General features: G+C 66.7%; 20 protein-coding genes and 2 tRNA genes. 7 read left to right on the forward strand and 15 right to left on the reverse strand.

Annotation, left to right across the window (positions count from 1 at the left end; all coding sequences use genetic code 11):
- Positions 1-100 precede the first annotated feature (100 nt).
- From ACFXKA_RS16190 to leuC, 3 genes are all read right to left on the reverse strand, one after another.
- On the reverse strand, positions 101-736 hold the full coding sequence (locus tag ACFXKA_RS16190; protein WP_354837882.1) for an HU family DNA-binding protein: 636 nt from the start codon (positions 734-736) through the stop codon (positions 101-103).
- A 156-nt stretch (positions 737-892) separates the two neighbouring features.
- Positions 893-1,501 (reverse strand): 3-isopropylmalate dehydratase small subunit, encoded by a 609-nt coding sequence (leuD, locus tag ACFXKA_RS16195; protein WP_354837884.1) that lies wholly within the window; start codon positions 1,499-1,501, stop codon positions 893-895.
- A 57-nt stretch (positions 1,502-1,558) separates the two neighbouring features.
- Positions 1,559-2,983, reverse strand: a complete 1,425-nt coding sequence (gene leuC / locus ACFXKA_RS16200; protein WP_379386843.1) for a 3-isopropylmalate dehydratase large subunit — start codon at positions 2,981-2,983, stop codon at positions 1,559-1,561.
- Positions 2,984-3,099: 116 nt separating this feature from the next.
- Here leuC and ACFXKA_RS16205 point away from each other — a divergent pair, with 116 nt between their 5' ends.
- Both ACFXKA_RS16205 and ACFXKA_RS16210 read left to right on the forward strand, forming a co-directional pair.
- The gene (locus tag ACFXKA_RS16205) at positions 3,100-3,801 is read left to right on the forward strand and encodes an IclR family transcriptional regulator (RefSeq protein WP_354837888.1); all 702 of its coding nucleotides are present in this window, start codon (positions 3,100-3,102) and stop codon (positions 3,799-3,801) included.
- Between the two features lie 253 nt (positions 3,802-4,054).
- Positions 4,055-4,555, forward strand: a complete 501-nt coding sequence (locus ACFXKA_RS16210) for a PPOX class F420-dependent oxidoreductase (protein ID WP_354837890.1) — start codon at positions 4,055-4,057, stop codon at positions 4,553-4,555.
- A gap of 98 nt (positions 4,556-4,653) precedes the next feature.
- Here the strand turns inward: ACFXKA_RS16210 and ACFXKA_RS16215 are convergent.
- From ACFXKA_RS16215 to ACFXKA_RS16230, 4 genes are all read right to left on the reverse strand, one after another.
- Positions 4,654-4,726 (reverse strand) — tRNA-Glu (locus ACFXKA_RS16215).
- 69 nt (positions 4,727-4,795) lie between these two features.
- Positions 4,796-4,867: transfer RNA gene (locus ACFXKA_RS16220), tRNA-Gln, on the reverse strand.
- A 177-nt stretch (positions 4,868-5,044) separates the two neighbouring features.
- Complete coding sequence (gene gltX / locus ACFXKA_RS16225) at positions 5,045-6,511, reverse strand: glutamate--tRNA ligase (RefSeq protein ID WP_379427794.1); 1,467 nt, start codon at positions 6,509-6,511, stop codon at positions 5,045-5,047.
- Positions 6,512-6,524: 13 nt separating this feature from the next.
- Positions 6,525-7,298: a fumarylacetoacetate hydrolase family protein gene (locus ACFXKA_RS16230; RefSeq protein ID WP_354837894.1), complete on the reverse strand. Its 774-nt coding sequence runs from the start codon at positions 7,296-7,298 to the stop codon at positions 6,525-6,527.
- Between the two features lie 325 nt (positions 7,299-7,623).
- On the opposite strand from ACFXKA_RS16230, the gene ACFXKA_RS16235 reads away from it, so the two are divergent.
- The gene (locus tag ACFXKA_RS16235; protein WP_379427795.1) at positions 7,624-8,802 is read left to right on the forward strand and encodes an MFS transporter; all 1,179 of its coding nucleotides are present in this window, start codon (positions 7,624-7,626) and stop codon (positions 8,800-8,802) included.
- Between the two features lie 288 nt (positions 8,803-9,090).
- Here the strand turns inward: ACFXKA_RS16235 and ACFXKA_RS16240 are convergent, their stop codons facing one another.
- Positions 9,091-10,098 (reverse strand): 3-isopropylmalate dehydrogenase, encoded by a 1,008-nt coding sequence (locus ACFXKA_RS16240; RefSeq protein ID WP_379427796.1) that lies wholly within the window; start codon positions 10,096-10,098, stop codon positions 9,091-9,093.
- A gap of 177 nt (positions 10,099-10,275) precedes the next feature.
- Positions 10,276-10,587 (reverse strand): hypothetical protein, encoded by a 312-nt coding sequence (locus tag ACFXKA_RS16245; protein WP_379427797.1) that lies wholly within the window; start codon positions 10,585-10,587, stop codon positions 10,276-10,278.
- A gap of 35 nt (positions 10,588-10,622) precedes the next feature.
- On the opposite strand from ACFXKA_RS16245, the gene ACFXKA_RS16250 reads away from it, so the two are divergent.
- Entirely contained in the window at positions 10,623-10,865 is a 243-nt protein-coding gene (locus ACFXKA_RS16250) for a hypothetical protein (RefSeq protein ID WP_379427798.1), read from the forward strand.
- 75 nt (positions 10,866-10,940) lie between these two features.
- Here the strand turns inward: ACFXKA_RS16250 and serA are convergent, their stop codons facing one another.
- A complete protein-coding gene (gene serA, locus ACFXKA_RS16255; RefSeq protein WP_354837904.1) occupies positions 10,941-12,539 on the reverse strand; it encodes a phosphoglycerate dehydrogenase in 1,599 nt (532 codons plus the stop codon).
- A gap of 165 nt (positions 12,540-12,704) precedes the next feature.
- Positions 12,705-12,944 (reverse strand): hypothetical protein, encoded by a 240-nt coding sequence (locus ACFXKA_RS16260; protein ID WP_379427799.1) that lies wholly within the window; start codon positions 12,942-12,944, stop codon positions 12,705-12,707.
- Positions 12,945-13,355: 411 nt separating this feature from the next.
- Between ACFXKA_RS16260 and ACFXKA_RS16265 the strand changes: the two genes are divergently transcribed.
- Positions 13,356-14,315: a DNA polymerase beta superfamily protein gene (locus ACFXKA_RS16265; RefSeq protein ID WP_379427800.1), complete on the forward strand. Its 960-nt coding sequence runs from the start codon at positions 13,356-13,358 to the stop codon at positions 14,313-14,315.
- Between the two features lie 87 nt (positions 14,316-14,402).
- Here the strand turns inward: ACFXKA_RS16265 and ACFXKA_RS16270 are convergent, their stop codons facing one another.
- Together ACFXKA_RS16270 and ACFXKA_RS16275 are read right to left on the reverse strand one after the other, a co-directional pair.
- On the reverse strand, positions 14,403-14,621 hold the full coding sequence (locus ACFXKA_RS16270) for a cold-shock protein (protein WP_354837910.1): 219 nt from the start codon (positions 14,619-14,621) through the stop codon (positions 14,403-14,405).
- Between the two features lie 694 nt (positions 14,622-15,315).
- Positions 15,316-17,364 carry an ATP-binding protein gene (locus tag ACFXKA_RS16275; RefSeq protein ID WP_379427801.1) on the reverse strand — a complete coding sequence of 683 codons (2,049 nt, stop codon included), beginning with the start codon at positions 17,362-17,364 and terminating at the stop codon, positions 15,316-15,318.
- A gap of 378 nt (positions 17,365-17,742) precedes the next feature.
- On the opposite strand from ACFXKA_RS16275, the gene ACFXKA_RS16280 reads away from it, so the two are divergent.
- Complete coding sequence (locus tag ACFXKA_RS16280; protein ID WP_379427802.1) at positions 17,743-18,753, forward strand: MBL fold metallo-hydrolase; 1,011 nt, start codon at positions 17,743-17,745, stop codon at positions 18,751-18,753.
- Between the two features lie 132 nt (positions 18,754-18,885).
- On the opposite strand, the gene ACFXKA_RS16285 is transcribed toward ACFXKA_RS16280, so the two are convergent.
- Positions 18,886-19,386, reverse strand: coding sequence for a GNAT family N-acetyltransferase (locus tag ACFXKA_RS16285; protein WP_379427803.1), 501 nt, complete (start codon positions 19,384-19,386; stop codon positions 18,886-18,888).
- Between the two features lie 4 nt (positions 19,387-19,390).
- Complete coding sequence (locus tag ACFXKA_RS16290) at positions 19,391-21,463, reverse strand: neutral/alkaline ceramidase (protein WP_379427804.1); 2,073 nt, start codon at positions 21,461-21,463, stop codon at positions 19,391-19,393.
- 451 nt (positions 21,464-21,914) lie between these two features.
- Here ACFXKA_RS16290 and ACFXKA_RS16295 point away from each other — a divergent pair, with 451 nt between their 5' ends.
- Positions 21,915-22,739, forward strand: coding sequence for a DUF559 domain-containing protein (locus tag ACFXKA_RS16295; protein ID WP_379427805.1), 825 nt, complete (start codon positions 21,915-21,917; stop codon positions 22,737-22,739).
- Positions 22,740-22,919 lie beyond the last annotated feature (180 nt).

Consider the following 22,919-nt stretch of genomic DNA (forward strand, 5'->3'; position numbering starts at 1 on the left):
AAACCCACCCCCACACACATGCGAGACGGCCCGGCGATGCCGGGCCGTCTCGCGTGTTGTCCTGCTCGAAAACCCCCGTCAGCGACGGGTTGTGGCCTCGCTACCGGCGAGCGGTGCGCTTGGCCGCGGTCTTCTTGGCGGGAGCCTTCTTGGCCGTCTTCTTGGCCGTGACCTTCGCAGCGGTGGCTTTGGTGGCCTTCTTGGCGACCGTGGTCTTCTTGGCAGCAGTGGCCTTGGCCGGGGTCTTCTTCGCGACCGTCTTCTTCGCCGCCGTCTTCTTGGCCGTGGCCTTCTTGGCGGGCGCCTTCGAGGCGGCCTTCTTGGCCGTGGTCTTGGCCGGTGCCTTGGTGGCGGCCTTCTTGGCCGCCTTCTTGGCGGTGGTCTTCTTGGCGGTGGTCTTACCCGAAACCGGGGCGGCCACACCGCGCTTCACGGCCGGGCCGCTCGAAGCGATCTTCTGCTTGCCGGCAATGATCGCCTTGAACTGAGCGCCGGGACGGAACGCCGGCACCGAAGTCGGCTTCACCTTGACGGTTTCGCCGGTGCGCGGGTTACGAGCGACCCGGGCGGCCCGCTTACGCTGTTCGAAGACACCGAATCCGGTGATGGTGACGCTCTGACCTTTGTTCACAGCACGCACGATCGTGTCGACCATCTGCTCAACTGCAGCAGTAGCGGTGCGCCTGTCAGTACCCAACTTCTCGGTCAGAACATCGATCAGTTCCGCCTTGTTCATTGAATCCTCCGCAGACTAATGGCCCGTCGTCGGACCGACTAGGTACCACGGTAAACCCTTTCCGGGCAAGAGTCTATGTGCCACGCGGAAATACATGACGCATGGCACACGCTCAGCTACCTGGTTTGAGGGGGTTCAGCTAACGCCCATCAATGATTACGTCTGCGAAATACGGGCCGGAATGGTGGCGGGTTTCCAAGTCGGCCTTGCGTTTTCGAACCGGTCGATCTCATCACTGTGCCGCAGAGTGAGCCCGATGTCGTCCAGCCCTTCCAGCAGGCGCCACCGGGTGTAGTCGTCAATATCGAACGGCAACACGACCGTTCCAGCCGAGACGGTTCGCGCCTCGAGGTCCACCGCCAATTCCAAACCCGGCTGTTCCTCGAGCAACTTCCAGAGCAATTCCACATCGCTCTGCGCCATCCGGGCCGTCAGAAGCCCGTCCTTGCCCGCGTTCCCGCGGAAGATGTCGGCGAAGCGAGACGAGATCACCACCCGGAACCCGTAGTCCTTCAAGGCCCAAACAGCGTGCTCACGTGAGGATCCGGTACCAAAATCCGGACCAGCGACCAGCACACTACCCCGGTTGAAGGGCTCGGTGTTCAGAATGAAGTTCGGATCCGTCCGCCACGCCGCGAACAAGCCGTCCTCGAAACCCGTTCGGGTAACGCGCTTCAGATACACCGCCGGGATGATCTGGTCGGTGTCGACATTGGATCGGCGCAACGGAACGCCGATCCCCTTGTGGACCTTGAAGGCTTCCATCGGTGATTCTCCTGAGTCTGTGGGGGCAGCGGCATCTGGGCCGCTACCGGAATGTGATCAGTTCAGATCCGCAGGTGAGGACAGGGTTCCGCGCACCGCGGTGGCCGCGGCGACCAGCGGCGAGACCAGGTGCGTGCGACCGCCCTTGCCCTGTCGCCCTTCGAAGTTCCGGTTCGAGGTGGCGGCGCAGCGCTGACCGGGGGAAAGCTGATCCGGGTTCATGCCCAGGCACATCGAGCATCCCGGCTGGCGCCATTCCGCGCCCGCGGCGGTGAAAATCTCGCCCAGACCCTCTTTTTCCGCCTGCAGCCGCACCCGCATCGAGCCCGGCACGATCAGCATGCGTACACCGTCCGCGACCTTTCGGCCCGTCAGAATGTCTGCGACCGCGCGCAAATCCTCGATCCGGCCATTGGTGCACGAACCCACGAAAACCGTGTCCACGGTGACATCCCGCAGCGGAGTGCCCGGCCGCAGGTCCATGTACTGCAGCGCCTTCTCGGCGGCCGCGCGCTCGTTCTCGTCGACGATCTGCTCCGGATCCGGCACCGAGTCGCCCAGCGGCGCACCCTGTCCCGGGTTGGTGCCCCAGGTGACGAAGGGGGTCAGCGCGGAGGCGTCGATGTGGACCTCCGCGTCGAAAACCGCGCCCTCATCGGTCTTCAGGGCGTCCCAGGCGGCCACGGCGGCCTCCCAGTCCGCGCCCTCGGGCGCGTGCGGGCGGCCCTTCAGGAACTCGTAGGTGACCTCGTCGGGCGCGACCATGCCCGCGCGGGCGCCGGCCTCGATCGACATGTTGCACATGGTCATCCGGGCCTCCATGGACATGCCGCGCACCGCCTCGCCGCGGTACTCCAGCACGTAGCCCTGGCCGCCGCCGGTGCCGATCTGCGCGATGACCGCCAGGATCACGTCCTTGGAGGTGACGCCCGCGGGCAGCTGCCCATCGATATTGATGGCCATGGTCTTGAACGGGCGCAGCGACAAAGTCTGCGTCGCCAGCACGTGTTCCACTTCCGAGGTGCCGATGCCCATCGCCAGCGCGCCGAACGCACCGTGGGTGGAGGTGTGCGAATCACCGCACACCACCGTGGTTCCCGGCTGGGTCAGACCCAGCTGCGGGCCCACCACGTGGACGATGCCCTGATCGAGATCGCCCATCGGGTGCAGGCGCACACCGAATTCCTCGCAGTTCTTGCGCAGCGTCTCGACCTGCAGGCGCGACACCGGATCCGCGATCGGCTTGTCGATGTCGATCGTCGGGACGTTGTGGTCCTCGGTGGCGATGGTGAGATCCGGGCGGCGCACCGGGCGACCCGCGGCGCGCAGTCCGTCGAACGCCTGCGGGCTGGTGACCTCGTGCACCAGGTGCAGGTCGATGTAGATGAGGTCGGGTTCGCGATTCGCGCCCTCACCCGCGCCGCGGACGACGACGTGCTGGTCCCAGACCTTCTCCGCCAGAGTGCGTGGCCGGTCGGCCATAACTGCTCACCTCTCGATTGACATATCCACGCCCGGTTGGTGTGCGCGGTGACTGACGTCCGAGCTGGGAGCGGCTGGTTTGCATTTCCCAACATGCGAGACGCTAATATCGTTCTATGAGACAGCATAGCGGTATCGGGGTTCTGGACAAAGCGATGGCCGTCCTGCACGCCGTAGCCGAGCAACCCTGCGGCCTCAACGAGCTCTGCACCCGCACCGGACTGCCCCGCGCCACCGCGCACCGCCTGGCCGTGGGCCTGGAAACCCACCGCATGCTGGCCCGTGACAGCCAGGGTCTGTGGCGGCCCGGCCCGGCCCTGTCGGAGCTGGCGACAACCGCCAGCGACCCGCTCCTCGACGCCGCCGCCACCATCCTGCCGCGCCTGCGCGAGATCACCGGCGAGAGCGTGCAGCTCTACCGCCGCGACGGCAATGCCCGCGTCTGCGTGGCCGCCATGGAACCCGCCGCGGGCCTGCGCGACACCGTGCCGATCGGGGCGCGCCTGCCGCTCACCGCGGGCTCGGCCGCCAAGGTGCTACTGGCCTGGGCCGATCCCGAGATGCAGCGCACGGTCCTGCCCGAGGCCGTCTTCGGCGAGCGGGCCCTGGCCGAGGTGCGCCGCCGCGGCTGGGCGCAGAGCGCGGCCGAGCGCGCGGCCGGCGTGGCCAGCGTGTCCGCGCCCGTGCGCGACGCCGCGGGCGGCGTGGTCGCGGCCGTCTCGGTATCCGGACCCATCGACCGTATGGGCCGCCGCCCGGGCGCCCGCTGGGCCGCCGATCTGGTGGCCGCCGCCGACGCCCTCCACAAGCGCCTCTGACGGACTTTGCGGGCCCGGGGCAACCCTGGAGGTGGCCACTGCCGTCACGACAGCCCCACGGGTCGCTCAGCCACCCGCCCGCAGTTGCTCGACTTCCCGACCGCAGCCCCCGCCGGATTCCGGCGGGGGCTGCGCTGGTTTCCGGGCCCGGAGGTGCCGTCTCCAGGGCCGGATCGGCCGCTCCGGCTGTGAGCCAGGTGGCAGGAAATGGCCACTGTGACCGCGCTCATACGCCGTAAATTACAGTCGGCCCATGGGAGTTAATCAACGCGCGCAGATCGTGATGTCCGACCAGGAGATCACCGAATTCATCGAGCGCAGCCGCATCGCCACCATGGCCACGCTGGGCGCCACGGGCGCACCGCATCTGGTCGCCATGTGGTACGCGGTGATCGACGGCGAGATCTGGTTCGAGACCAAGGCCAAGGCCCAGAAGACGGTGAACCTGCGCCGCGATCCGCGCATCACCGTGATGCTCGAGGCCGGCGACACCTACGACCAGCTGCGCGGCATCTCCATCGAGGGCCGCGCGGAGGTCGTCGACGACCCCGAGGCGCTGTTCAAGGTGGGAATCAGCGTCTGGGAGCGCTACACCGGGCCGTACAGCGACGAGGCCAAGCCGTTCGTGGAGGCCATGCTGAACAAGCGGGTGGCCGTGCGCGTGGTGCCCGAGCGCGTCCGCAGCTGGGATCACCGCAAACTCGGCCTGCCCGCCATGCCGCTGGGCGGCAGCACCGCTGGTCAGCAACCATAGGCACGGCTGGCCGGCAACCCTGGAGGCCGCTGGTCGGCAACCGTGGTCATACAGAAAAGTGAAGGCCCCCAGCCGTTCGGCTGGGGGCCTTCACTTTGTAGTCCCGACGGGATTTGAACCCGCGCTACCGCCTTGAGAGGGCGGCGTCCTAGGCCGCTAGACGACGGGACCAGGATGAGATTTCGGCAGACTTTGTGGTCCGCCGAAGCTTCTCGAATTCGAGAGCCGGAGCTCTCGCAGCTGGGGTACCAGGACTCGAACCTAGAATGGCTGAACCAGAATCAGCTGTGTTGCCAATTACACCATACCCCATTGACCTGGGCTTTCGGGTTCCTCCCGGGGGAAGCTCCCGACCGCTTTCCGGCCGAGAAGAAGATTAGCAGCATCCCCCGGCAGATACACAAACCGGCTGGTCAGGGGCCGGTTTGTGCATCATTTCGGATTTCCTGCGGGCCTTCGCGGCAGCGATCTCAGGCGATCCCGGCGAGCTCAGGCGATCCCGGCGAGCGCGGACCGCATGCGGTCCATGGTGAGCTCGCGGCCCAGCAGTTCCAGCGACTCGAACAGCGGCGGGCTGATGTGGGATCCGGTCACCGCCACGCGCACGGGTGCGAAGGCTTTGTTCGGCTTGAGTCCCAGTTCGTCGATGAGCGCGGCTTTGAGCGCCTCTTCCAGGGGCGTGACGGTCCATTCCGAAACGCCTTCGAGGGCTTTCACCGCCGCCTGCAGCACCGGAGCGGCATCGGGGCCCAGATTCTTTTTCTCCGCGGCGGGGTCGATCGCGAACTCTTCGGGCTTGATGAAGAGGAACTTCAGCAGATCCCAGGCTTCGCCGAGCACCTTGATCCGGGTCTGCACCAGATCGGCCGCGGTTTCGAACAGCTTCTCGTCGATCTCGGCGCCGATATGGCCGTGTCCGGTAAGGAACTCGCGCAGCCGGTGAGCAAAATCACCGGGGGTCAGCCGCCGAATATGTTCGGCGTTCAGCGCATCGGCCTTCTTCTGGTCGAATCGAGCCGGATTCGAATTCACCTTCGAGATATCGAAGGCTTCCACCATCTCGGCCATCGAGAACAGGTCATGATCATCGGCGATGCTCCAGCCGAGCAGTGCCAGATAATTCAGCAAACCCTCGGGAATGAACCCGCGGTCGCGGTGATGGAAGAGATTCGACTCCGGATCACGCTTGGACAACTTCTTGTTGCCCTGGCCCATCACGAAGGGCAGGTGACCGAACTCCGGGGTGAACTCCGCGACGCCGATTCGTTTCAGCGACTCGTAGAGCGCGAGCTGCCGCGGAGTGGAGGACAGCAGATCCTCGCCGCGCAAAACGTGGGTGATCTTCATCATGGCGTCGTCGACCGGGTTGACCAGCGTATAGAGCGGATCGCCATTACCGCGGGTGAGCGCGAAGTCGGGGACCACCCCCGCGCGGAACGTGGTCTCGCCGCGCACCAGGTCGTTCCAGGTGAGGTCCCGGTCGGGCATGCGCAGCCGGACCACCGCCGGGCGGCCCTCGGCCTTGTAGGCGGCGATCTGCTCGGCGGTCAGTTCGCGGTCGAAGTTGTCGTAGCCGAGCTTGGGATCGCGGCCGGCGGCCTTGTGCCGGTCCTCGACTTCGTCAGGCGTGGAGAAGGATTCGTAGGCCTCCCCCGCCGCCAGCAGCCGCTGCACCACATCGAGATGAATGTCACGCCGCTGCGACTGCCGGTACGGGCCGTAGGGGCCGCCGGCCTCGGGGCCCTCGTCCCAGGTGAGGCCGAGCCAGCGCAGGGCGTCGAGGATGGCGTTGTAGGACTCCTCGGAATCGCGTGCGGCATCGGTGTCTTCGATGCGGAAGACGAAGGTGCCGCCGTGGTGGCGCGCGTAGGCCCAGTTGAACAGGGCGGTACGGACCAGACCCACATGCGGTGTGCCGGTGGGTGACGGGCAGAAACGAACCCGGACGTCAGTCATGGCTCTCTTTCGTTCAGCGTTTGGCGGCAACGGGATTGGACAGGGTGCCGATGCCGGAGACGGTCACCGACACGGTCTGGCCGGCCTGCAGCGGGCCGACGCCCTCCGGGGTGCCGGTGAGGATGACATCGCCCGGGAGCAAGGTCATTACGGCGGTGACCCACTCGATCAGCTTCGGAATATCGTGCAGCAGTAGTGAAGTGCGGCTGCGCTGCTTGACCTGGCCGTCGACCTCGGTGACGATCTCCAGATCCGAAGGGTCCAGCGCGGTCTCGATCCACGGGCCCAGCGGGCAGAAGGTGTCGTAGCCCTTGGCGCGGGTCCACTGGCCGTCGTGGCGCTGCTGGTCGCGGGCGGTGACGTCATTGGCGACGGTGTAACCCAGGATCACCTCGTTGGCGCGGGCGGCGGGCACGTCCTTGCAGGGGCGGCCGATGACGATCGCCAGTTCGCCCTCGTAGTCGACCTGAGAAGAGCTGGGCGGCAGGATGATCGGAGCGTTGGGGCTCTGGATCGAGGTGCTCGGCTTCATGAAGATGACCGGGTCGGCCGGGGCCGGGCCGCCCATCTCCTCGGCATGGGCGGCGTAGTTCTTGCCGATGCAGATCACCTTGCTGGCGAGGATCGGGGCCAGCAGCCGCACGTCGGCCAGCGGCCAGCTGCGACCGGTGAAGGTCGGGGTGCCGAACGGGTGTTCGGCGATCTCCCGGACGACGGCGTCGGAACCGTCCCCTTCGATGCTGACGAAAGCGACTCCATCTGGGCTGGCAACTCGACCTAGGCGCATGGTTGGCATCCTATCGACCGGCCTCGACCTGCCCGAACGCGCCCGACCGCGGGGCGGGACCGGAGCCGGGGACGAGGGCGGGCCGGGCAGCGGCTGGGCCCGCCGGGAGGGGTGGCATCCCGGCCCGCATCGCCCCGATTCGTATGTGGAAAGCCCTTATACGCAAACGAACTCGGGTCTCGCGGGTGGACTCACAAGATCAGTGGGCGAGTGTGAGCAAATCGACAGCTCGTCCCAGAAATCGTCTTGCGCATCACGTGTACGGTGAGATCGATGTTCACACAGTAGGACGTTGATTCCACATAGTGAGACTGAGGTGAGGGCCATGGCCACCGTGACACAAATCGGGACGACACGACGGTGGACCATGCTGGCGCTCGGCGTCTTCGCCCAGAGCTCCAGCGCCGCGCTGGTGCACGGCACCGCCTTCCTGCTGCCCGCACTGACCCAGCGCGGAATGCCGCTGGCCACCGCCGGTCTGCTGGTCGCCATGCCCACCGTCGGCCTGGTCTGCACGTTGATCGCGTGGGGCTGGATCGTCGATCATGTGGGCGAGCACAAGGCCCTGGTGGCCGGTCCCGCGCTGATGTTCGCGGCGGGCGCGGCGGCGGCGACGGTCTCGAACTATGTTGCGCTGGGCGCGTTGCTGTTCCTGGCCGGGGCCGGAGCGGGCAGCACCAATGCCGCCAGCGGGCGGGTCATCGTGGGCTGGTTCCCGCCGGATCAGCGCGGGATGGCCATGGGCATCCGGCAGGCCGCCCAGCCGCTGGGCGTGGCCGTCGGCGCCATGACCATTCCGGCCGTCGCTGCGGCACACGGGTTCTCGATGGCCGTCCTGGTACCCGCCGCCATGGCGGGCGCGGCCGCGATCGGCTGCCTGTTCGGGATTGTGGATCCGCCGCGGCCCGAATCCGCCGGGGGCGCAGGGCGTCCCGCCAACCCGTACCGCGGCGACTCCACGCTGTGGCGCATTCACGGGGTGTCGATCCTGCTGGTGATCCCGCAGGCCACCATCTGGACCTTCGGCCTGCTGTGGCTGCATCGGGATGTCGGCATGTCGCTGCCGGCGGCGGGGGCGCTGGTCACGGCCACCCAAATCCTGGGCGCGGGAGGGCGAATCGGCGCGGGGATCTGGTCGGATCGGGTGGGCAGCCGGTTGCGGCCGCTGCGCACGGTGGCGATCGCGGCCGTAATCTCCATGTCCGCCTTGGCCGTAGCGGCCTGGACGCACCAGTGGTGGGCGGCCGTCCCGATTCTGGTCGCGGCCTCGGTCATCACGGTGGCCGACAACGGCCTGGCCTTCACGGCGGTGGCCGAGATCGCCGGTCCCTATTGGTCGGGTCGCGGGCTGGGTGTCCAGAACACGGGCCAGAACCTGGCGGCGGCCGTGATCGCCCCGGCCTTCGGCGCATTGATCACCGCGGCCGGTTTTCCGATCACCTACCTGCTGGCGGCGGTGGTGGCGCTGGCGGCAGTCCCGTTGGTGCCCACGGGTTCCCGGTGACCGGCTGATCGCCGGCAAATCCGGAAGAGCTGTGCCCGTTACGTTTTCGCATACGAATAAAAATCTGCGATATGCCTCACTGGCCCAGGAGGTTTCAACGAAACCCCTCCCAGGATTGCATTTCGGCGACGAGGAGGGAACGGACGAAGCGTGTGAAGTAGTCGGGTTTCGACGATTCGCCGGGTGGTACGGACCGGCGAATCACCTTGTCGGGCTCGATATCCGGCCGTGAACAAGGAAAAGCCCCCGTTCCCGCGGTCGCGGGAACGGGGGCTTGACCGTGGAACGCTAGAGCGAGGCGGCGATCCGGTCGCCGACCTCGACGGTCGAGGCGGCGCCCGAGCGCGACGCCAGATCCTTGGCGACGGCGGCCTCGATGCGGGCGGCCTCCTCGGCCTTGCCGAGGTGGTTCAGCAGCAGGGACACCGAGAGGATCGCGGCGGTCGGGTCGGCCTTGGACTGGCCCGCGATGTCCGGGGCCGAACCGTGCACCGGCTCGAACATGGACGGGTTGGTGCCCGAGGCGTCGATATTGCCGGAGGCGGCCAGGCCGATGCCACCGGAGACGGCGGCGGCCAGGTCGGTGATGATGTCGCCGAACAGGTTGTCGGTCACGATCACGTCGAAGCGGCCCGGGTCGGTGACCATGTGGATGGTGGCGGCATCGATGTGCTGGTAGGCGGTTTCGATGTCCGGGTACTCCGCGCCGACCTCGGCGACCGTGCGCGACCACAGCGAACCGGCGAAGGCCAGCACGTTGTTCTTGTGCACCAGGGTCAGGTGCTTGCGGCGCTTGCGGGCGGTCTCGAAGGCGTAGCGGACCACACGCTCGACGCCGAAGCGGGTGTTGGTGGAGACCTCGGTGGCCACCTCGTGCGGGGTGTTGACGCGGATCGCGCCGCCGGTGCCGGTGTAGGGGCCCTCGGTGCCCTCGCGCACGACCACGAAGTCGATGTCCGGGTTGGCCGCGAGCGGGCTGGTGACGCCCGGGTACAGCTTGGACGGGCGCAGGTTCACGTGGTGGTCCAGCTCGAAGCGGGTGCGCAGCAGCAGGCCGCGCTCGAGCAGGCCGCTCTGCACCGACGGGTCGCCGATGGCGCCCAGCAGGATGGCGTCGTGCTGCTTGAGCTCCGGGATGACATTGTCCGGGAGGATCTCGCCGGTGGCATGGAACCGCTTGGCCCCCAGGTCGTATTCGGTCTTCTCGACACCGGGCACCACCAAGTCGAGCACCTTGAGGGCCTCGGCGATGACCTCGGGACCGATACCGTCGCCCGGAATGACAGCCAGTTTCATGAAATCCATGCTCCGTTCGATAAGACGCGCGGGTGATCCTCTCCGCGCTGGCAGGAGAGTCACCGGCCACCATAGCGGGTACGCCCGCAACCCCTTTCACCAGGGCGAATCGCTCCCAACCAGTGGGATCACCGGCCGCTCGCACCGGGTCTTGGCGGCGCTGCGACAGCACGCGGGCTAGGGCAGAATTCCCGCGCGGCGGCACTCCTGTTGCACGCGCAGGGCGAGAGCGTCCTGCTGCCCCGCCACCGTCCGGCACCATTCCTGCGCCTGCGTGCCACACGCCCGCTGCTGCTGACCACCCATCGTCCCGGCGGAAAGCACTGCGACACAACCATTCTCGGAGCGCGAGTAATCCGGCCGATGGTCGAGCACCGCCCACGCCACCACCCCCGCCACGATCAACGCGACGACGACAGTGCTCCCGATCAGCAGATTGCGCCGCTCCCGCGCGGACAGCGGCTCGGTCGGCGGCGTCTTTCCTCGCATTCATCAATCATGGCGGCGTCGGTAGTGTTCGGTGGATGTTCGACAATCTCCGACTCGAGCGCAAACTTCATCGCCTGGAACGCAAGATCGATCTCATCATCGAGCATCTGGGTATCGCCGATCCGGGCGGCGTCATCGACTACGGCGCGATCGACGATCTCCTGCAGCGCGGCAAGAAGATCCAGGCCATCAAGCTGTACCGGGATCAGGACCCGACGGCCGGTCTGGCCGAGGCGCGCGATGCGATCGAAGCCCGGGATCGCCGACCGGGTCGCTGATACTTCCCCTCGAACGCATCGGGCCCCTTCCACTGTCCGTGGAAGGGGCCCTCATCGCATTGCGCGAGGTCTGCCTCAGTCCAGGCTGACGAGGGCGACCTTGGCCGCGCCGACGGCCTCGGCGATGGAGGTCTGGACCTCGGCCGGGACCTCCTTGTTGACGCGGAGGACGACGGTGGCGCCTTCCTGGTCGAGGTCCTGGGTGAGCTGGGCGGCGAGGATGTCGATACCCGCGTCGCCGAGCTTGGTGGCCAGGCGGCCGAGCTGGCCGGGCTTGTCCTCGTAGGCGAGGACGGCCAGGTTCAGGCCCTCGGCGCGCATGTCGTAGTTGCGGCCGTTGATGTTGACGATCTTCTCGACCTGGGCGGGCTCGGTCAGGGTGCCGGCCACGTTCAGGGTGCGGCCGTCGCCGAACACGGCGCGCAGGTCGACCAGGCTGCGGTGGGTCGGGCTCTCGCTGTGGGTGGTGACGGAGGCCTCGAGGCCGCGGTCCTTGGCCAGCGACGGGGCGTTGACGAAGGTCACCGGGTCCTCGATGAGGGCCGAGAACACGCCGCGCAGCGCCGAGAGCTCGAACACCGCAACATCTTCCGAGGACAGCTCGCCGCGGACCTGGACCTCGATGGAGACCGGCAGCTCGTCGGCGAGGGCGCCCAGCAGCGCGCCCTGCTTGCGGACGATGTCCAGCCACGGGGCGACGATCTCGTTGACCGCGCCACCGGTGACGTTCACCGCGCCGGGCACGAATTCGCCGGCGAGGGCGAGCTGCACGGACTTGGCGACATCGGTGCCGGCGCGGTCCTGGGCCTCGGCGGTGGAGGCGCCCAGGTGCGGGGTCACCACGACCTGCGGCAGGTTGAACAGCGGGCTGTCGGTGGACGGCTCGGTCTCGAAGACGTCGATACCGGCGGCGCGCACGTGGCCGGAGGTGATGGCGTCGGCCAGGGCCTGCTCGTCGATCAGACCGCCGCGGGCGGCGTTGACGATGATGACGCCCTTCTTGGTCTTGGCGAGCGTCTCCTTGTTCAGCATGCCCTTGGTCTCAGGAGTCTTGGGCAGGTGAATGGAGATGAAGTCGGCGCGCTCGAGCACCTCGTCCAGGGTCAGCAGCTCGATGCCCAGCTGGGCGGCGCGGGCCGGCGAGGTGTAGGGGTCGTACGCGATGACCTTGGTCTCGAAGGCGGCGAGGCGCTGCGCGAACAGCTGGCCGATGCGGCCCAGGCCGATGACGCCGACGGTCTTGCCGAAGATCTCGACACCGTTGAACTTGCTGCGCTGCCAGGTGTGCTCGCGCAGGGTGGCGTCGGCGGCCGGGATCTGGCGGGCGGCCGAGAGCAGCAGGGTGACGGCGTGCTCGGCGGCGGTGTGGATGTTGGAGGTCGGCGCGTTGACGACCATGACGCCGCGCTCGGTGGCCGCGGGCACGTCGACATTGTCGAGGCCGACGCCGGCCCGGGCGACGATCTTGAGGTTCTTGCCGGCCTCGAGCACCTCGGCATCGACGGTGGTGGCCGAACGAACCAGCAGCGCATCGGCTTCCGGCACGGCCGCGAGCAGCTCGGGGCGGTTGGGGCCATCGACCCAGCGCACCTCGACACCGTCGCCGAGCGCGTCGACGGTCGACTGGGCGAGCTTGTCGGCGATCAGAACAACAGGACGGCCTGCTTGGCTCACGGTGGGGTACTCCTGAGGAAGGGTTCCGGGATTTACGGGCGATAGCTTAGTGCGCTGGGATCCGGGGTGTTTTACCGCCTGGTAGGCAACTGCCATCAAACCCGTGAACTGCGGGTTTACCCGGAGCGTGTGTCGGAGATCCGGAAGCGGCTCCGGGAGCACGGCTCAGGCGGCAACTTCGGCCGTCAGCATCGGATCCGCCACCGCGCCGTCGATCCAGATCTGCGCCAGTGGATGCAGCGCTTCGATATTCACAATGACAGCCCCGATACCCGTTCTCGCGTGGATCTTTCCGGTGCATCGGTTCTCACCTGCGGGTTCCATGCCGGCGGCCGGCAGGTCGGCATCCCACCAGGCCGGTGTGTCGGCGGCCCGGTCCGCAGCGGCGATCATGATGTCGGCCACGGCGCAGCCAGAAATAGGGCATTGCCGGAAGGTGTCTCAGCGAAAGTATGGCCTCGACTTTCGGCTGACTTCGACGGACTTGCATGCTCTGGAGGCGCAATTCAGGGCGTTGAGACACCCTTCACGGATAGCCGAAAGCCCGGCATCGGAGCTACGGAGTCCGGGGCCGGGCTTTCGAAAGTCGAGTAATCGACGTCAGCAGTTCCTAGCGGCCGAAGGAGCCGGTCCACAGGGTGGACAGGATGCCGTGCAGCGCGGCCGAACCGGTGTCGAGCAGGCCGTTGAGGGCAGCGGAACCGGTGTCGATGATAACGGGGATCATGAAAATACCTCTTCTGAATTCCGTACGAACTTTCTGACGTGAAGCCTATCGAGCCGGTTTCACGTCCTGTTACGAGGGATTTACGTTATGTGACCGGCGTCACGCCATCCGGATTCTGTGGCACCATTCATATGAGTGTCGAATTCCCGCCATATAACGCGGCTATCACGCCCCTATTTCTGGGGGCTTGGGCGCACGGAAAACGCGTGGACCAGCGGGATCCCGGGGCGCTAACGTCGACCGCCATGACCCTGCGCTCGATCCCCGCTTCCATGGACCCGGCGGTGGTCGCCACGATCGACGGCGAACTGGACCGGATCGTGCGCGAACACCGCGTCGACGTGCTGCTCGCCATCGAGAGCGGCAGCCGCGCCTGGGGCTTCCCCTCCCCCGACTCGGACTACGACTGCCGCTTCGTCTTCCTCCGGCCGCTGGACGACTACCTCACCCCCTGGCCCGGTCGCGACGTCATCGAGACCCCTTTGGTTGGCTTACTCGATGTCAATGGCTGGGACCTCGTGAAGGCGCTGCGACTGCTGGTGAACGGGAACGCGGTCCTCATCGAATGGCTGATGTCTCCGATCGTCTACCGCGGTGACACACAATTCCGGGACGAATTGCGCGCACTGGCCGACGACGTCGCCGACCGCAACCGGGTGGCCCGGCACTACCTGCATCTGGGCCGCCGGCAATGGCGTCTCTTCGACACCAATCGTTCGCTGAAAAAGGTTTTCTATTCGCTGCGGCCGGCCATGGCATTGCGCTGGCTACACGAATACCCGGATAAAGCGGTGGCGCCGATGCATTTGTCGACCCTGCTCGACGAATGCGACCTACCCGACGATTTCACTACCGCGGTGAAAGAACTGACCGAGTTGAAATCCCGCACGCGGGAAATGGGCGCCGGCAGCGTGCCCGAACCGATCGCGACGTTCATCTCCAGCGAATTCGAGCGAGCCGCCGCGGAATTCGCCGGGGACAACGCGGCCCACCGGCAACATGCACAGGCTCTATGCGCGGAGTTCTTCCGGCGCCGGCTGCACGGCTGACAGAATCCCCCGAGCATCACGCAGCGGCGGCCGCCCCGATCATCTCGGGACGGCCGCCGCGCTGCGTGTTCGGCCGGACGCCGCGACTCAGTAGTCGGCTCCCGCAATGACCCGCACGATCAGCGCCTCGGGCCCCGGCTTGGTGCGCCGCACCTCGAACTCGACCCGCTGCCCCTCCACGAGCGACCGGAAGCCCTCGCCCTCCACCGCGGTGTACTCCACGAACACGTCCGGCCCGCCACTGTCCGGGCTCAGAAACCCGAACCCCTTTTCGCTGTCGAACCACTTCACCGTGCCGTGCACCATTACCAAACCTTCTCGATCCGACCGGACTCCCACGCCCCCGCGCGTGCCGCGGTCCATGGTGTCACGCCCCCGGCCCACACGGTCGGCCGCCACGCCCGCCCAGCCGCTCCCACGGCCAAGGCAACTCACACGGCCCTACCTCCCTATCGAGTTTCCCTGCCCCCACGCATCACTCACCCGCCGACTTTCACTGCGCCGAATCTCCTGGCCAACGCCCTTCCCGCACATCCCGTTTCACCTCGAATCCGCACCACCACAACCGTCCCACAGACGCATATCCCACCAACTTCCCGACCAGGATCAGAGAGCTGTGATGGAGGCGATACGGAGAAGTCTCCGCACCGAGAGTTCCCTGATCCTGGTTCGCCCAGGGTGGTCGTGCGGGTGTCACCCAGCACGACCGCCTCATCGCATTCGTATATTCGCGTCCGCGGGACGAGGTCACCGCGAGTCACGGCCAGGTGCCTCATCTTTCGCGGCGCTTTCCGCCGCAGGTGCCCGGGCCGGCCCTTCTTCGGCCCGGGCACCGCGCCCCGCATCGCGCATTGCCGCGTCACGCGGGCCGTGCCCCTCCGGCCCGGCGCTGACAATGCGGCGCGGGCGACCCCACCCCGGGGTCGCTGGCGGTCAGGGAGCGCTGGTGGTGGCGATTCGGGCGAATCTCCCCGGCGAGGGCTCCCTGACCTTGGTTTCCTCAGCCGGCGCGCATGTTTCGGGGCGGGGTGTTCTCGTCGGCTTCGGGATCTCGCATGGCGTAGACGCGTTCGAGGAAGTCGCGGTGGGCTCGGAGGGTGGCGTCGAGCAGTTCGCGCCAGGTGCGGCGGTCCACTCGGTGGTCGCTGACCAGGGAGGAGAGGGACGCGGGGCCGAGCTTGTCGATGTGGTCGACGATGAAAGTGAGGCGGCGGCGCGGGAATTGGGCGCCGATGCGAGGGTTCTCGTCGAGGAAGTGGTCGAGCTCGTAGAGGTAGTTGACGGCGCGGTTGTACTCCTCGTCGGTGAGGTGGTAATCCATGCGCTTGATCTCGACGATCCACAGTTCGCCGGAGTCGTGCAGCAGGACGAAGTCGGGTTCGCGCTTCTCGCTGCCGATGGACGTGGTCACCAGCGGCGTGCCGAATTTCTGTGCGTACCAGCGTTCGAAGCTGGCGCGCACGCGTTTGAGGGATTCGTTCATGCCCAGCGGTGTCCACTCGGGGGCGAGCAGCCAGGGGGCGGATTCGATGAGCTCCTGGAAGGGTCGTTCCAGGGAGCGGCGGTCGTCGATGAGCGAGCGCAGCCGGTTCACCACGGCGACACGCTCACTGGCGATCTGGCCCAGCGAGTAGATCTCGGCCACCCGGGCCCGCTCGAACAGCGCGACCACCACGTCCAGTGCGGGGTCTGCGTCCTCGGCGATCTCCTTGAGGGTGTCGAGCAGGCTGCGCTGCGGGCCCAGCGACAGCGCCAGCCGCAGCATGTTCTCGATGTGCGCGGGATCGTCCATCGAGGCACGATCCTTGTGCGCCACCAGGATTCGCGCCGCGTCCAGGACGGAGTCGCGGAACACGCGGTCGCCGGGCGCGATGGCGTCGAGGGTCTCGTGAATGCGCGAGCGCTCGACGAACTCCTCCCAGACCCGGCGGCGGATGGATTTCTCGCCGAGCCTGCCGATCTCCTTGATCAACGCCCGGCCCCACTGCGCGAGCGCCTCACCGCGCGGGGAGCTCCACATGATGTCCTGGCGGTCGGAGCGGACGAGATCGTCGTCATCGTCGAGCCAGTCGACGTGGATGGCGCCGACCAGATAGGAGCGCAGTTTGAATTCGCCGGTGAATCCGGCGGAGATGCCGAAATCCCTTGTCTGCGCGACGATCTTGCCGCGCGCGTAAATGCGGACCCCGGCCATCGCCTCGTCCCGGTAGGGCTGCTTCGAATAGGCGATCCAGCCCGTTACCGGCAGGAATTGCCGCCCGAATCGCACCGGCACCCGGCCGGCGTCGATCCGGGTCTCCTCCATGACGTCGATCGGCAGCTGGCTGAGAATGAAGCTCTCCGGGCCGATGGCATTGCGCACCTCGACCCGCCAATCCGCACGCTCGATGCCGAAACGGGCCGCCAGCTGCCGGTTCAGTTCGGTTCCCGTATTCACCCGCTTGCGAAAGAAATTCCGCAGAATGACGGTGGTGCCCCGTTGGGAGGCGAACGTGCCATCCAGCCGGCCGGGGCGGGGGAAGTAGTCGCTCTCGGTGTCGGAGAGCATGTCGTCGAGGTCCATCACGATGTGGGAGACGGTCCAGCCCAGGGGGGTTCGGTCGTCGTCCCGGCTGCCCGCCGTGATCACCTCGATGGTGCGGCAGATGCCGAAAGCGGCGAGCTTCCCGATTCCCTTGCGCCCCATCACCGGCCGTCGCCGTTCCCGGGACAGATCGGACCCGGTGCGCACGCGCCGGTCGGACCCGACCATCAGATAGTGCTCGTTGATCTCCTCCGCGGTCATCCCGTGCCCGTTGTCGGAGACGACGATCTCGTATGCCGGTTCGTCTGCGGCCCTGACGGTTCCGGCCAGCATCGCACCCCACGGCAGCATGACCTCTACCTCGGTGGCGTCGGCATCGTAGGAATTGGCGATGAGTTCGGCCAGGACCGCCGAGACCCTGTCGTAGAGCCGAATGCCGAGTTTGTCGATTGCCAGCCGGCTGATGCGCATCGTGTACTTGTGGTCATCGCGTTCCCGCGCGGCCGCATGCACGTCGTTGTACATGATGAGCCCCCAATTGCCCTCGGAGCAGCCGTCGTTCAGCTACCTCTGAATACGATGCAACGCTGATTGATTAACAGCAGGCTGAACATTTACCGACCGCTTAGTCACGGTGTGATTCCAGGATTCACCAACCGATAGCCCACGGCAACGGCAAGGTCTCGGTTACCTCCACGAGTGTGCGAGCGACCCTTGACAACCCGCCCCGGGCGTTCGCCCGCACCCGCCACGACGTCGAATGGCTGCGTCAGCGTCCAGGGCAGGGACGCCAAGCTTCGTGCGGGGTCAGCGGGCGGTTGGGTGACAGGTCACGCGGAGAGAGGCAGAATGCGGGGCGGCGGCGGGCGGTGTCCGCTGTGATGCGAGACAAAGGGGTACCGGGTGGCCAGTAGTCAGACCATTGCCGCACGTCAGCGCTTTTTCGGGGAGGCGGCGGTGGACCCGGTGAGCGGGGCGGTGCGGGAGGATCAGGTGCTGGTTTCCTGGTTCGGGTGTGCCAGTTTCGCGGTGGCCATGGGTGGCGTGGTGTTTCTGCTGGACGCGTGGGTGCCGCGCGGGGCAACGTCCGGGTATGTGCCGACCGGGCCGGAGGAGGTCGCGGCGCTGGATCCGGCGGCGATCTTCATCGGGCACGGGCATTTCGATCATGCGGCCGATGCGGGGGCGATCGCGCGGGCGAGCGGGGCGGTGGTGCACGGGACAGCCGAGCACTGCGCGACGGCTCGCAAGCAGGTGGGCGGGGCCGAATTGGCTTGTCAGGAACTGGGTTCCAGCAAGTCCGCGCCGGGGGACCGCTACGACTTCGAGCTCGCGCCGGGGCTGTCGGTGACCGCGGTGCGCCACTTGCACTCGGCGCGGACACCGCGGCACGAGGGGGCGGATGCCTCCGCACCCGTGCGACCCAAGCCCTGCCTGTGCGATATCCGCGCCTATCCCCCGGGGCTGGCCGACGCCGGACACCTGGCGCGCAATCTGCTCGCGCCGGAGGGCGGAGTTCTGCTGTACCAGTTCCGGCTCGGTGATTTCGTGCTGACCTGGCACGATTCTTCCGGCCCGCTGCTGGACAAGGCTCCGCACGTCCTGGATGTGCTGCGCGCGCTGCCCGCGTCGGACGTGCACATCGGCGCGGTGCAGGGGTACAACCAGTTCGCCAATGGGCTGCGTGACCCGCGCAGCTATATCGAGGCGCTGCGGCCGAAGGTGTTCGTGCCCAACCATCACGACAACTGGCTGCCGTTGATCACCGCCCGGGGTGAGGCGTTCCGGACGCCGCTGCACGAGGAAGTGGCGCGGATTCCGGAGGGTGAGCGGCCGGAGGTGCAAATGCTGCTGGACCGCGACGACTATCTTGCGCCAGGGCGGCTGGCATTCGACCTTGCACCGCAGGGCTGATCTGCTGGAGCCGGTCGGCCTGCCGTTGATGAGGACCGGCGGCGCCAACGCTCAATAGTTCTCGGCGGACGGGCCTGTCGCAGCTGTCTGTCCGGGCGCGTTGTGCCGATCGGAGAGGGCCCGAATACTCGGTCAGCGGAAGCGGAGAAGCATTGTGATGCTGGTGGTTCCGGCCGGATTGATCTGCTCTGATCCCGGGACGTCGACGAAGCCGAGGCGTTCGTAGAGCCGCCGGGCCGGATTCTCCAGGCGGACACTCAGACTCACGGCGTCGCACTGTTCGCGGGCGGTGTCGAGGAGTGCGGTCATCAACGCGGTCCCGAGTCCAGTACCGCGGCTCTCGGGCGCGACACCGATTGCCAGTTCCGGAGTGTCGCTGTCGATGTACCCCAGGGCCGCGTCTTCGGCGGTGAACCGGCGCAGCCATGCGGCACCGAGCAGTACGCCGTCGGACCCGCCGACCACACCGAGATCGCCTGCGGCACCCCAGTTCTGGACATACTTCGCGAGCTTCGGCTGATCCATCAGCTCATCCGGCGAGACCATGCCGCGATCGCGGGCGTACGACGCCTCGAACAGCATGGCCCACAGGAACTTCTCGTCCGCCACGTCGGCGGGCCGGACAAACACCATAGGATCAGCCGATCACGAATTCCGCCGATGTTCCAGTGAATTCGTTGACTGCTCCGCCCGCGTCGCGGCTGTCGCCGGTGTACTGGATACGGTAGCGGCCCGAGGGGGCACTGTCCGGCACCGTCCACTGGATAGTGATGGTGGAGGCGGCGGGCTGGCCGTCCGGGCGGGACCAGTGCAGTTCGGTGCACCAGTCGTTGTCGTCGTAGACGCGCCGCCAGTCATCGCCGGAGCCCTGCTGGACCTCGAAGTAGGTGCCGTCCAGGTGGAAGTTGTTATTGGGGTGAGCGCCGACGAACTCCACCGAAACCATCTGTCCTGCAGCATAGTTCGCGTTCGGCTGGGTGAGGACGTCACCGTACGCGCGTCCGGCGTGCGGCGCGTCGGCCGGGACCGGCGGCAGCAGGTTCGGCTGCAATCCGAAGGCCCAGTCGAGCGGGGCCGGGCCGCGGCCGAGGTCGATGCGCGCCGCCAAAGCCTTTGCCAGCCGGTCGAATTCCTGCATGTGGGCGGAGAGTGTCCAACGTCCGTACAGGGTTTCGCCACCCTCGTACTGCTGGGAGGCGTATTCCTCCGGAGTGGTGACGTATCCGCAGTAGCCATTGGCGTAGCCCTGCAGCAGCACGTTCTCCAGCGGCACGTTCAATGCCCGCGCCACCAGTCGCCGGATTCGCAGCCCCGACACGACCGTGTACTCCGATGGCCCCGAGGCCAGCACGAGATCGCCGATGCGCATCAGCTGCAGCGGCACGATCTGCGGCACCCACGGTCGTGGCGGCAGCACTCCGAGCGGGGCCAGAATCAGCTTGGGCGCCTGCACATCTCGCATCCAGTCTTCGATCGGCGAGTTGAGTCCGCCGAGCGCGGCCACCATCGGATTGGCGTCGCCCTCCTGCAGGAACGACAGCTGCGAGTTCCAATTGTCCTCGGTGCTGGTCGCCATGGCCGCCGCGCCCATCATGGCGGGCGAGGTGCGGGCCGGCTTGCCATCCGGGGTGTAGTCGCCGTCGATGGCGGTGTCCGCGAGGTTCACATAGTGCAGCACCGAATCCACGCCGGCACTACCCATCGGCGTCGCGGCATCGAAAGCCTTTCGGCCCGCCTGATATTGACGCTCACCGATAATGGCGCAGTTGGTGCGATTGTCCTCGGTCGGCCCCGACGGATGCATGGGCCGGATCCACAGATTGGGCGTCATATCGCCGGCATTGGTCTGCGGGAAGGCGGCCACGAACGATGGCGTACCGTCCAGATGCCGCACACCCATCTCGTCGTGCTCCCAGCGATAACTGGCGTATCCCTTGTTGTCCGCCGAGATGAGGGTGTTGCGATCGGTCAGCGAGGTACCGTGCGTCGCGAACCACGTGATCGCCCCGACATCCTTGCCGCCCTGCCGGAATCGCAGCACGGTGACCTGCGGATCGATGGCATCCGGAAACGCCGCCTTGTCCTCATCCGGATTGGCCTCGAACGCCACCCGCGACCGGTTCACGCTGGCATCGTGCAACTCCCCCCGCCCGAGCATGATCGACCCCGGCCCGAGATTCTCGTGCGCCGCAACGATCGCCTTGACGATTCCGTTCACCTCGGCATCATGCGAGTTCTGCTGAAACCCCATGGCCGCAAGCGAATACGCATACTCCCGCGCGGTACCACCACACGAGTTGTGGTTGTGCGTCGCATTGAGATTGACGTTCCGCTCGGTATACAGATCCCCGAACCGCTGCTGAAGTTTCTGCATCACCACCAGATGCACCGACTGGAACAGGCAGGCATTGTCGGTGTTCACGAACGCAACCCGATCCCCCGTAGCCTGATCCACCACGACGTAGGCCCGCGCATAACACCGCGTCAACAGCCCCGTAGTGACCTGATCGGCCTCGGAGTACCCCATCATCCCCTGCCCCGCAGGGGCACCGGTGATATCCGCGATCCCCACCCCGACCAGGTAATCCTGCCCCGCGGCCCGATGCCTGATGGGTTGCGCCCCAACCATATTCGCACCGAACGCCGCCGCACCGGCCCCCACGCCGCCCACCGCAGCCCCCACCAGCACAGCCCGCCGGGACAGAGTCATCGCATCCTCACTTCCACACCCGCGACAATGCGAACCAGCCCGCACCCGCCAAAGAGTGAACCTGTTTCATTTCAGGTTTCCCGCAGACTAGTCGGTCACTTGACCAATTTCTAGCCACAGGAGCCGAACCGCGCCCGCCACCCTATCGCCGGCCTCCGCTTCACGGCCGCCGCACACGCCGGTTCCACCAGGTCAACCCACGCTTCCTCGACTCCAGCAACCAACAGCACCTGCTCCCGACCCCGAAAGAGTTTGCACAGGCGAAACCTCACCAGCACCGCGCCGGCCTGACTCGTCGACGACTCCCGAGCAACCGCCGGCCGGTTCATCCGCAAGTAAAATGTCGGCACTCGAACCAACTGATTTCCACAGCCGCGCCACCATCCACAGACCCGACATAATCGCAGCTCGCCGTCACGGTTCTGTCCGGGCGCAGTGTCACGCTTGCCCGATGATTCGTACACGCAGCGAACTCCTCGCGGAGGGCATCCCGGTCGGCACGATCAACGACCGCTGCCGGCGCGGCGTTTACAGACGACTGCTCCCTCGTACGTATTGCCTCGGCGCGCCAACCACTCTCGATAGATGTCATGCGGTCATCGCCTGGCAGCCGCGCGCGATCCTCAGCCATCGCACCGCCGCCTGGTTGCACGGCCTCCTTCCTGATGAGCCGACCCGCGTGGAGGCGACAATCCCCAAGGCTTCCGACCGCTGCACCCCGGACTGGCTGCGGCTCTACCGCCGCCGCCTCCGCGCCGAATGGATCGATGAGCGCTACGACCTGCCCCTCACGACAGCGGCCTTGACCATGTTCGACTGCGCCTCGGTCCTTCCCGAGCGTGAAGCCGATGCGCTGATCGATCCGAACGTCGGCCGGCGTGTGTCAGGGCCGGCCTTGCTCGAATTGTGCGAATCCCACCTGCATGGGTCTTCCACTGTCCGTAGGCAACTCCGCGAGGCAGCGATCCACGCGGCGTCAGAGCCGGAACGCCTGTTCGCGCGAGCCTTGAACCGCCGAGGCATGCGCCTGCTCTGCAATCACCCGATCGGCCCGTACCGCTGCGACTTCGTCGACGAACGATCGCGCACCGTCATAGAGATCGACGGTCGCGAGTTCCACAGCGAGTCGAGGACCTTCCGTCACGACAGGCGTCGACAGAACGAGCTCATGCTCGATGGGTGGCTCGTGCTGAGGTACGCCGCAGCCGATGTGTATCAATCGGTAGACAGATGCGTCGACGAGGCCACGGCAGCCATCAGACGCCGCAGACGGTAATCCGGCCAGATCCCGCACTTTCCCCATCACCCACCACCATTTCGACCGGAAATCACCCACTTGTGCGAGCCTGCACCGGCCACATTGACTGGAGCCCTTTGAGCAGGTCCAGCGGTTGTGAGAGTTCTGATGCACCAGAATGGGTGCAGGAGGACGGTTCACGACATGACGCGACGACGA

It is taken from the genome of Nocardia sp. NPDC059228 (assembly GCF_042754245.1).
In the GTDB taxonomy this organism is placed as follows: domain Bacteria; phylum Actinomycetota; class Actinomycetes; order Mycobacteriales; family Mycobacteriaceae; genus Nocardia.

What these genes read in the sequence shown, in the direction of transcription:
- ACFXKA_RS16210 (WP_354837890.1), top strand. Translation starts at nt 4,055, where the DNA reads ATGGGAGTTAATCAACGCGCGCAGATCGTGATGTCCGACCAGGAGATC.
- leuC (WP_379386843.1), bottom strand. Translation starts at nt 2,983, where the DNA reads ATGGCCGACCGGCCACGCACTCTGGCGGAGAAGGTCTGGGACCAGCAC.
- ACFXKA_RS16230 (WP_354837894.1), bottom strand. Translation starts at nt 7,298, where the DNA reads ATGCGCCTAGGTCGAGTTGCCAGCCCAGATGGAGTCGCTTTCGTCAGC.
- ACFXKA_RS16235 (WP_379427795.1), top strand. Translation starts at nt 7,624, where the DNA reads ATGGCCACCGTGACACAAATCGGGACGACACGACGGTGGACCATGCTG.
- ACFXKA_RS16245 (WP_379427797.1), bottom strand. Translation starts at nt 10,587, where the DNA reads ATGCGAGGAAAGACGCCGCCGACCGAGCCGCTGTCCGCGCGGGAGCGG.
- ACFXKA_RS16285 (WP_379427803.1), bottom strand. Translation starts at nt 19,386, where the DNA reads ATGGTGTTTGTCCGGCCCGCCGACGTGGCGGACGAGAAGTTCCTGTGG.
- gltX (WP_379427794.1), bottom strand. Translation starts at nt 6,511, where the DNA reads ATGACTGACGTCCGGGTTCGTTTCTGCCCGTCACCCACCGGCACACCG.
- ACFXKA_RS16250 (WP_379427798.1), top strand. Translation starts at nt 10,623, where the DNA reads ATGTTCGACAATCTCCGACTCGAGCGCAAACTTCATCGCCTGGAACGC.
- ACFXKA_RS16205 (WP_354837888.1), top strand. Translation starts at nt 3,100, where the DNA reads ATGAGACAGCATAGCGGTATCGGGGTTCTGGACAAAGCGATGGCCGTC.
- ACFXKA_RS16270 (WP_354837910.1), bottom strand. Translation starts at nt 14,621, where the DNA reads ATGGTGCACGGCACGGTGAAGTGGTTCGACAGCGAAAAGGGGTTCGGG.
- ACFXKA_RS16290 (WP_379427804.1), bottom strand. Translation starts at nt 21,463, where the DNA reads ATGACTCTGTCCCGGCGGGCTGTGCTGGTGGGGGCTGCGGTGGGCGGC.
- leuD (WP_354837884.1), bottom strand. Translation starts at nt 1,501, where the DNA reads ATGGAAGCCTTCAAGGTCCACAAGGGGATCGGCGTTCCGTTGCGCCGA.
- ACFXKA_RS16275 (WP_379427801.1), bottom strand. Translation starts at nt 17,364, where the DNA reads ATGTACAACGACGTGCATGCGGCCGCGCGGGAACGCGATGACCACAAG.
- ACFXKA_RS16190 (WP_354837882.1), bottom strand. Translation starts at nt 736, where the DNA reads ATGAACAAGGCGGAACTGATCGATGTTCTGACCGAGAAGTTGGGTACT.
- ACFXKA_RS16240 (WP_379427796.1), bottom strand. Translation starts at nt 10,098, where the DNA reads ATGAAACTGGCTGTCATTCCGGGCGACGGTATCGGTCCCGAGGTCATC.
- ACFXKA_RS16295 (WP_379427805.1), top strand. Translation starts at nt 21,915, where the DNA reads ATGATTCGTACACGCAGCGAACTCCTCGCGGAGGGCATCCCGGTCGGC.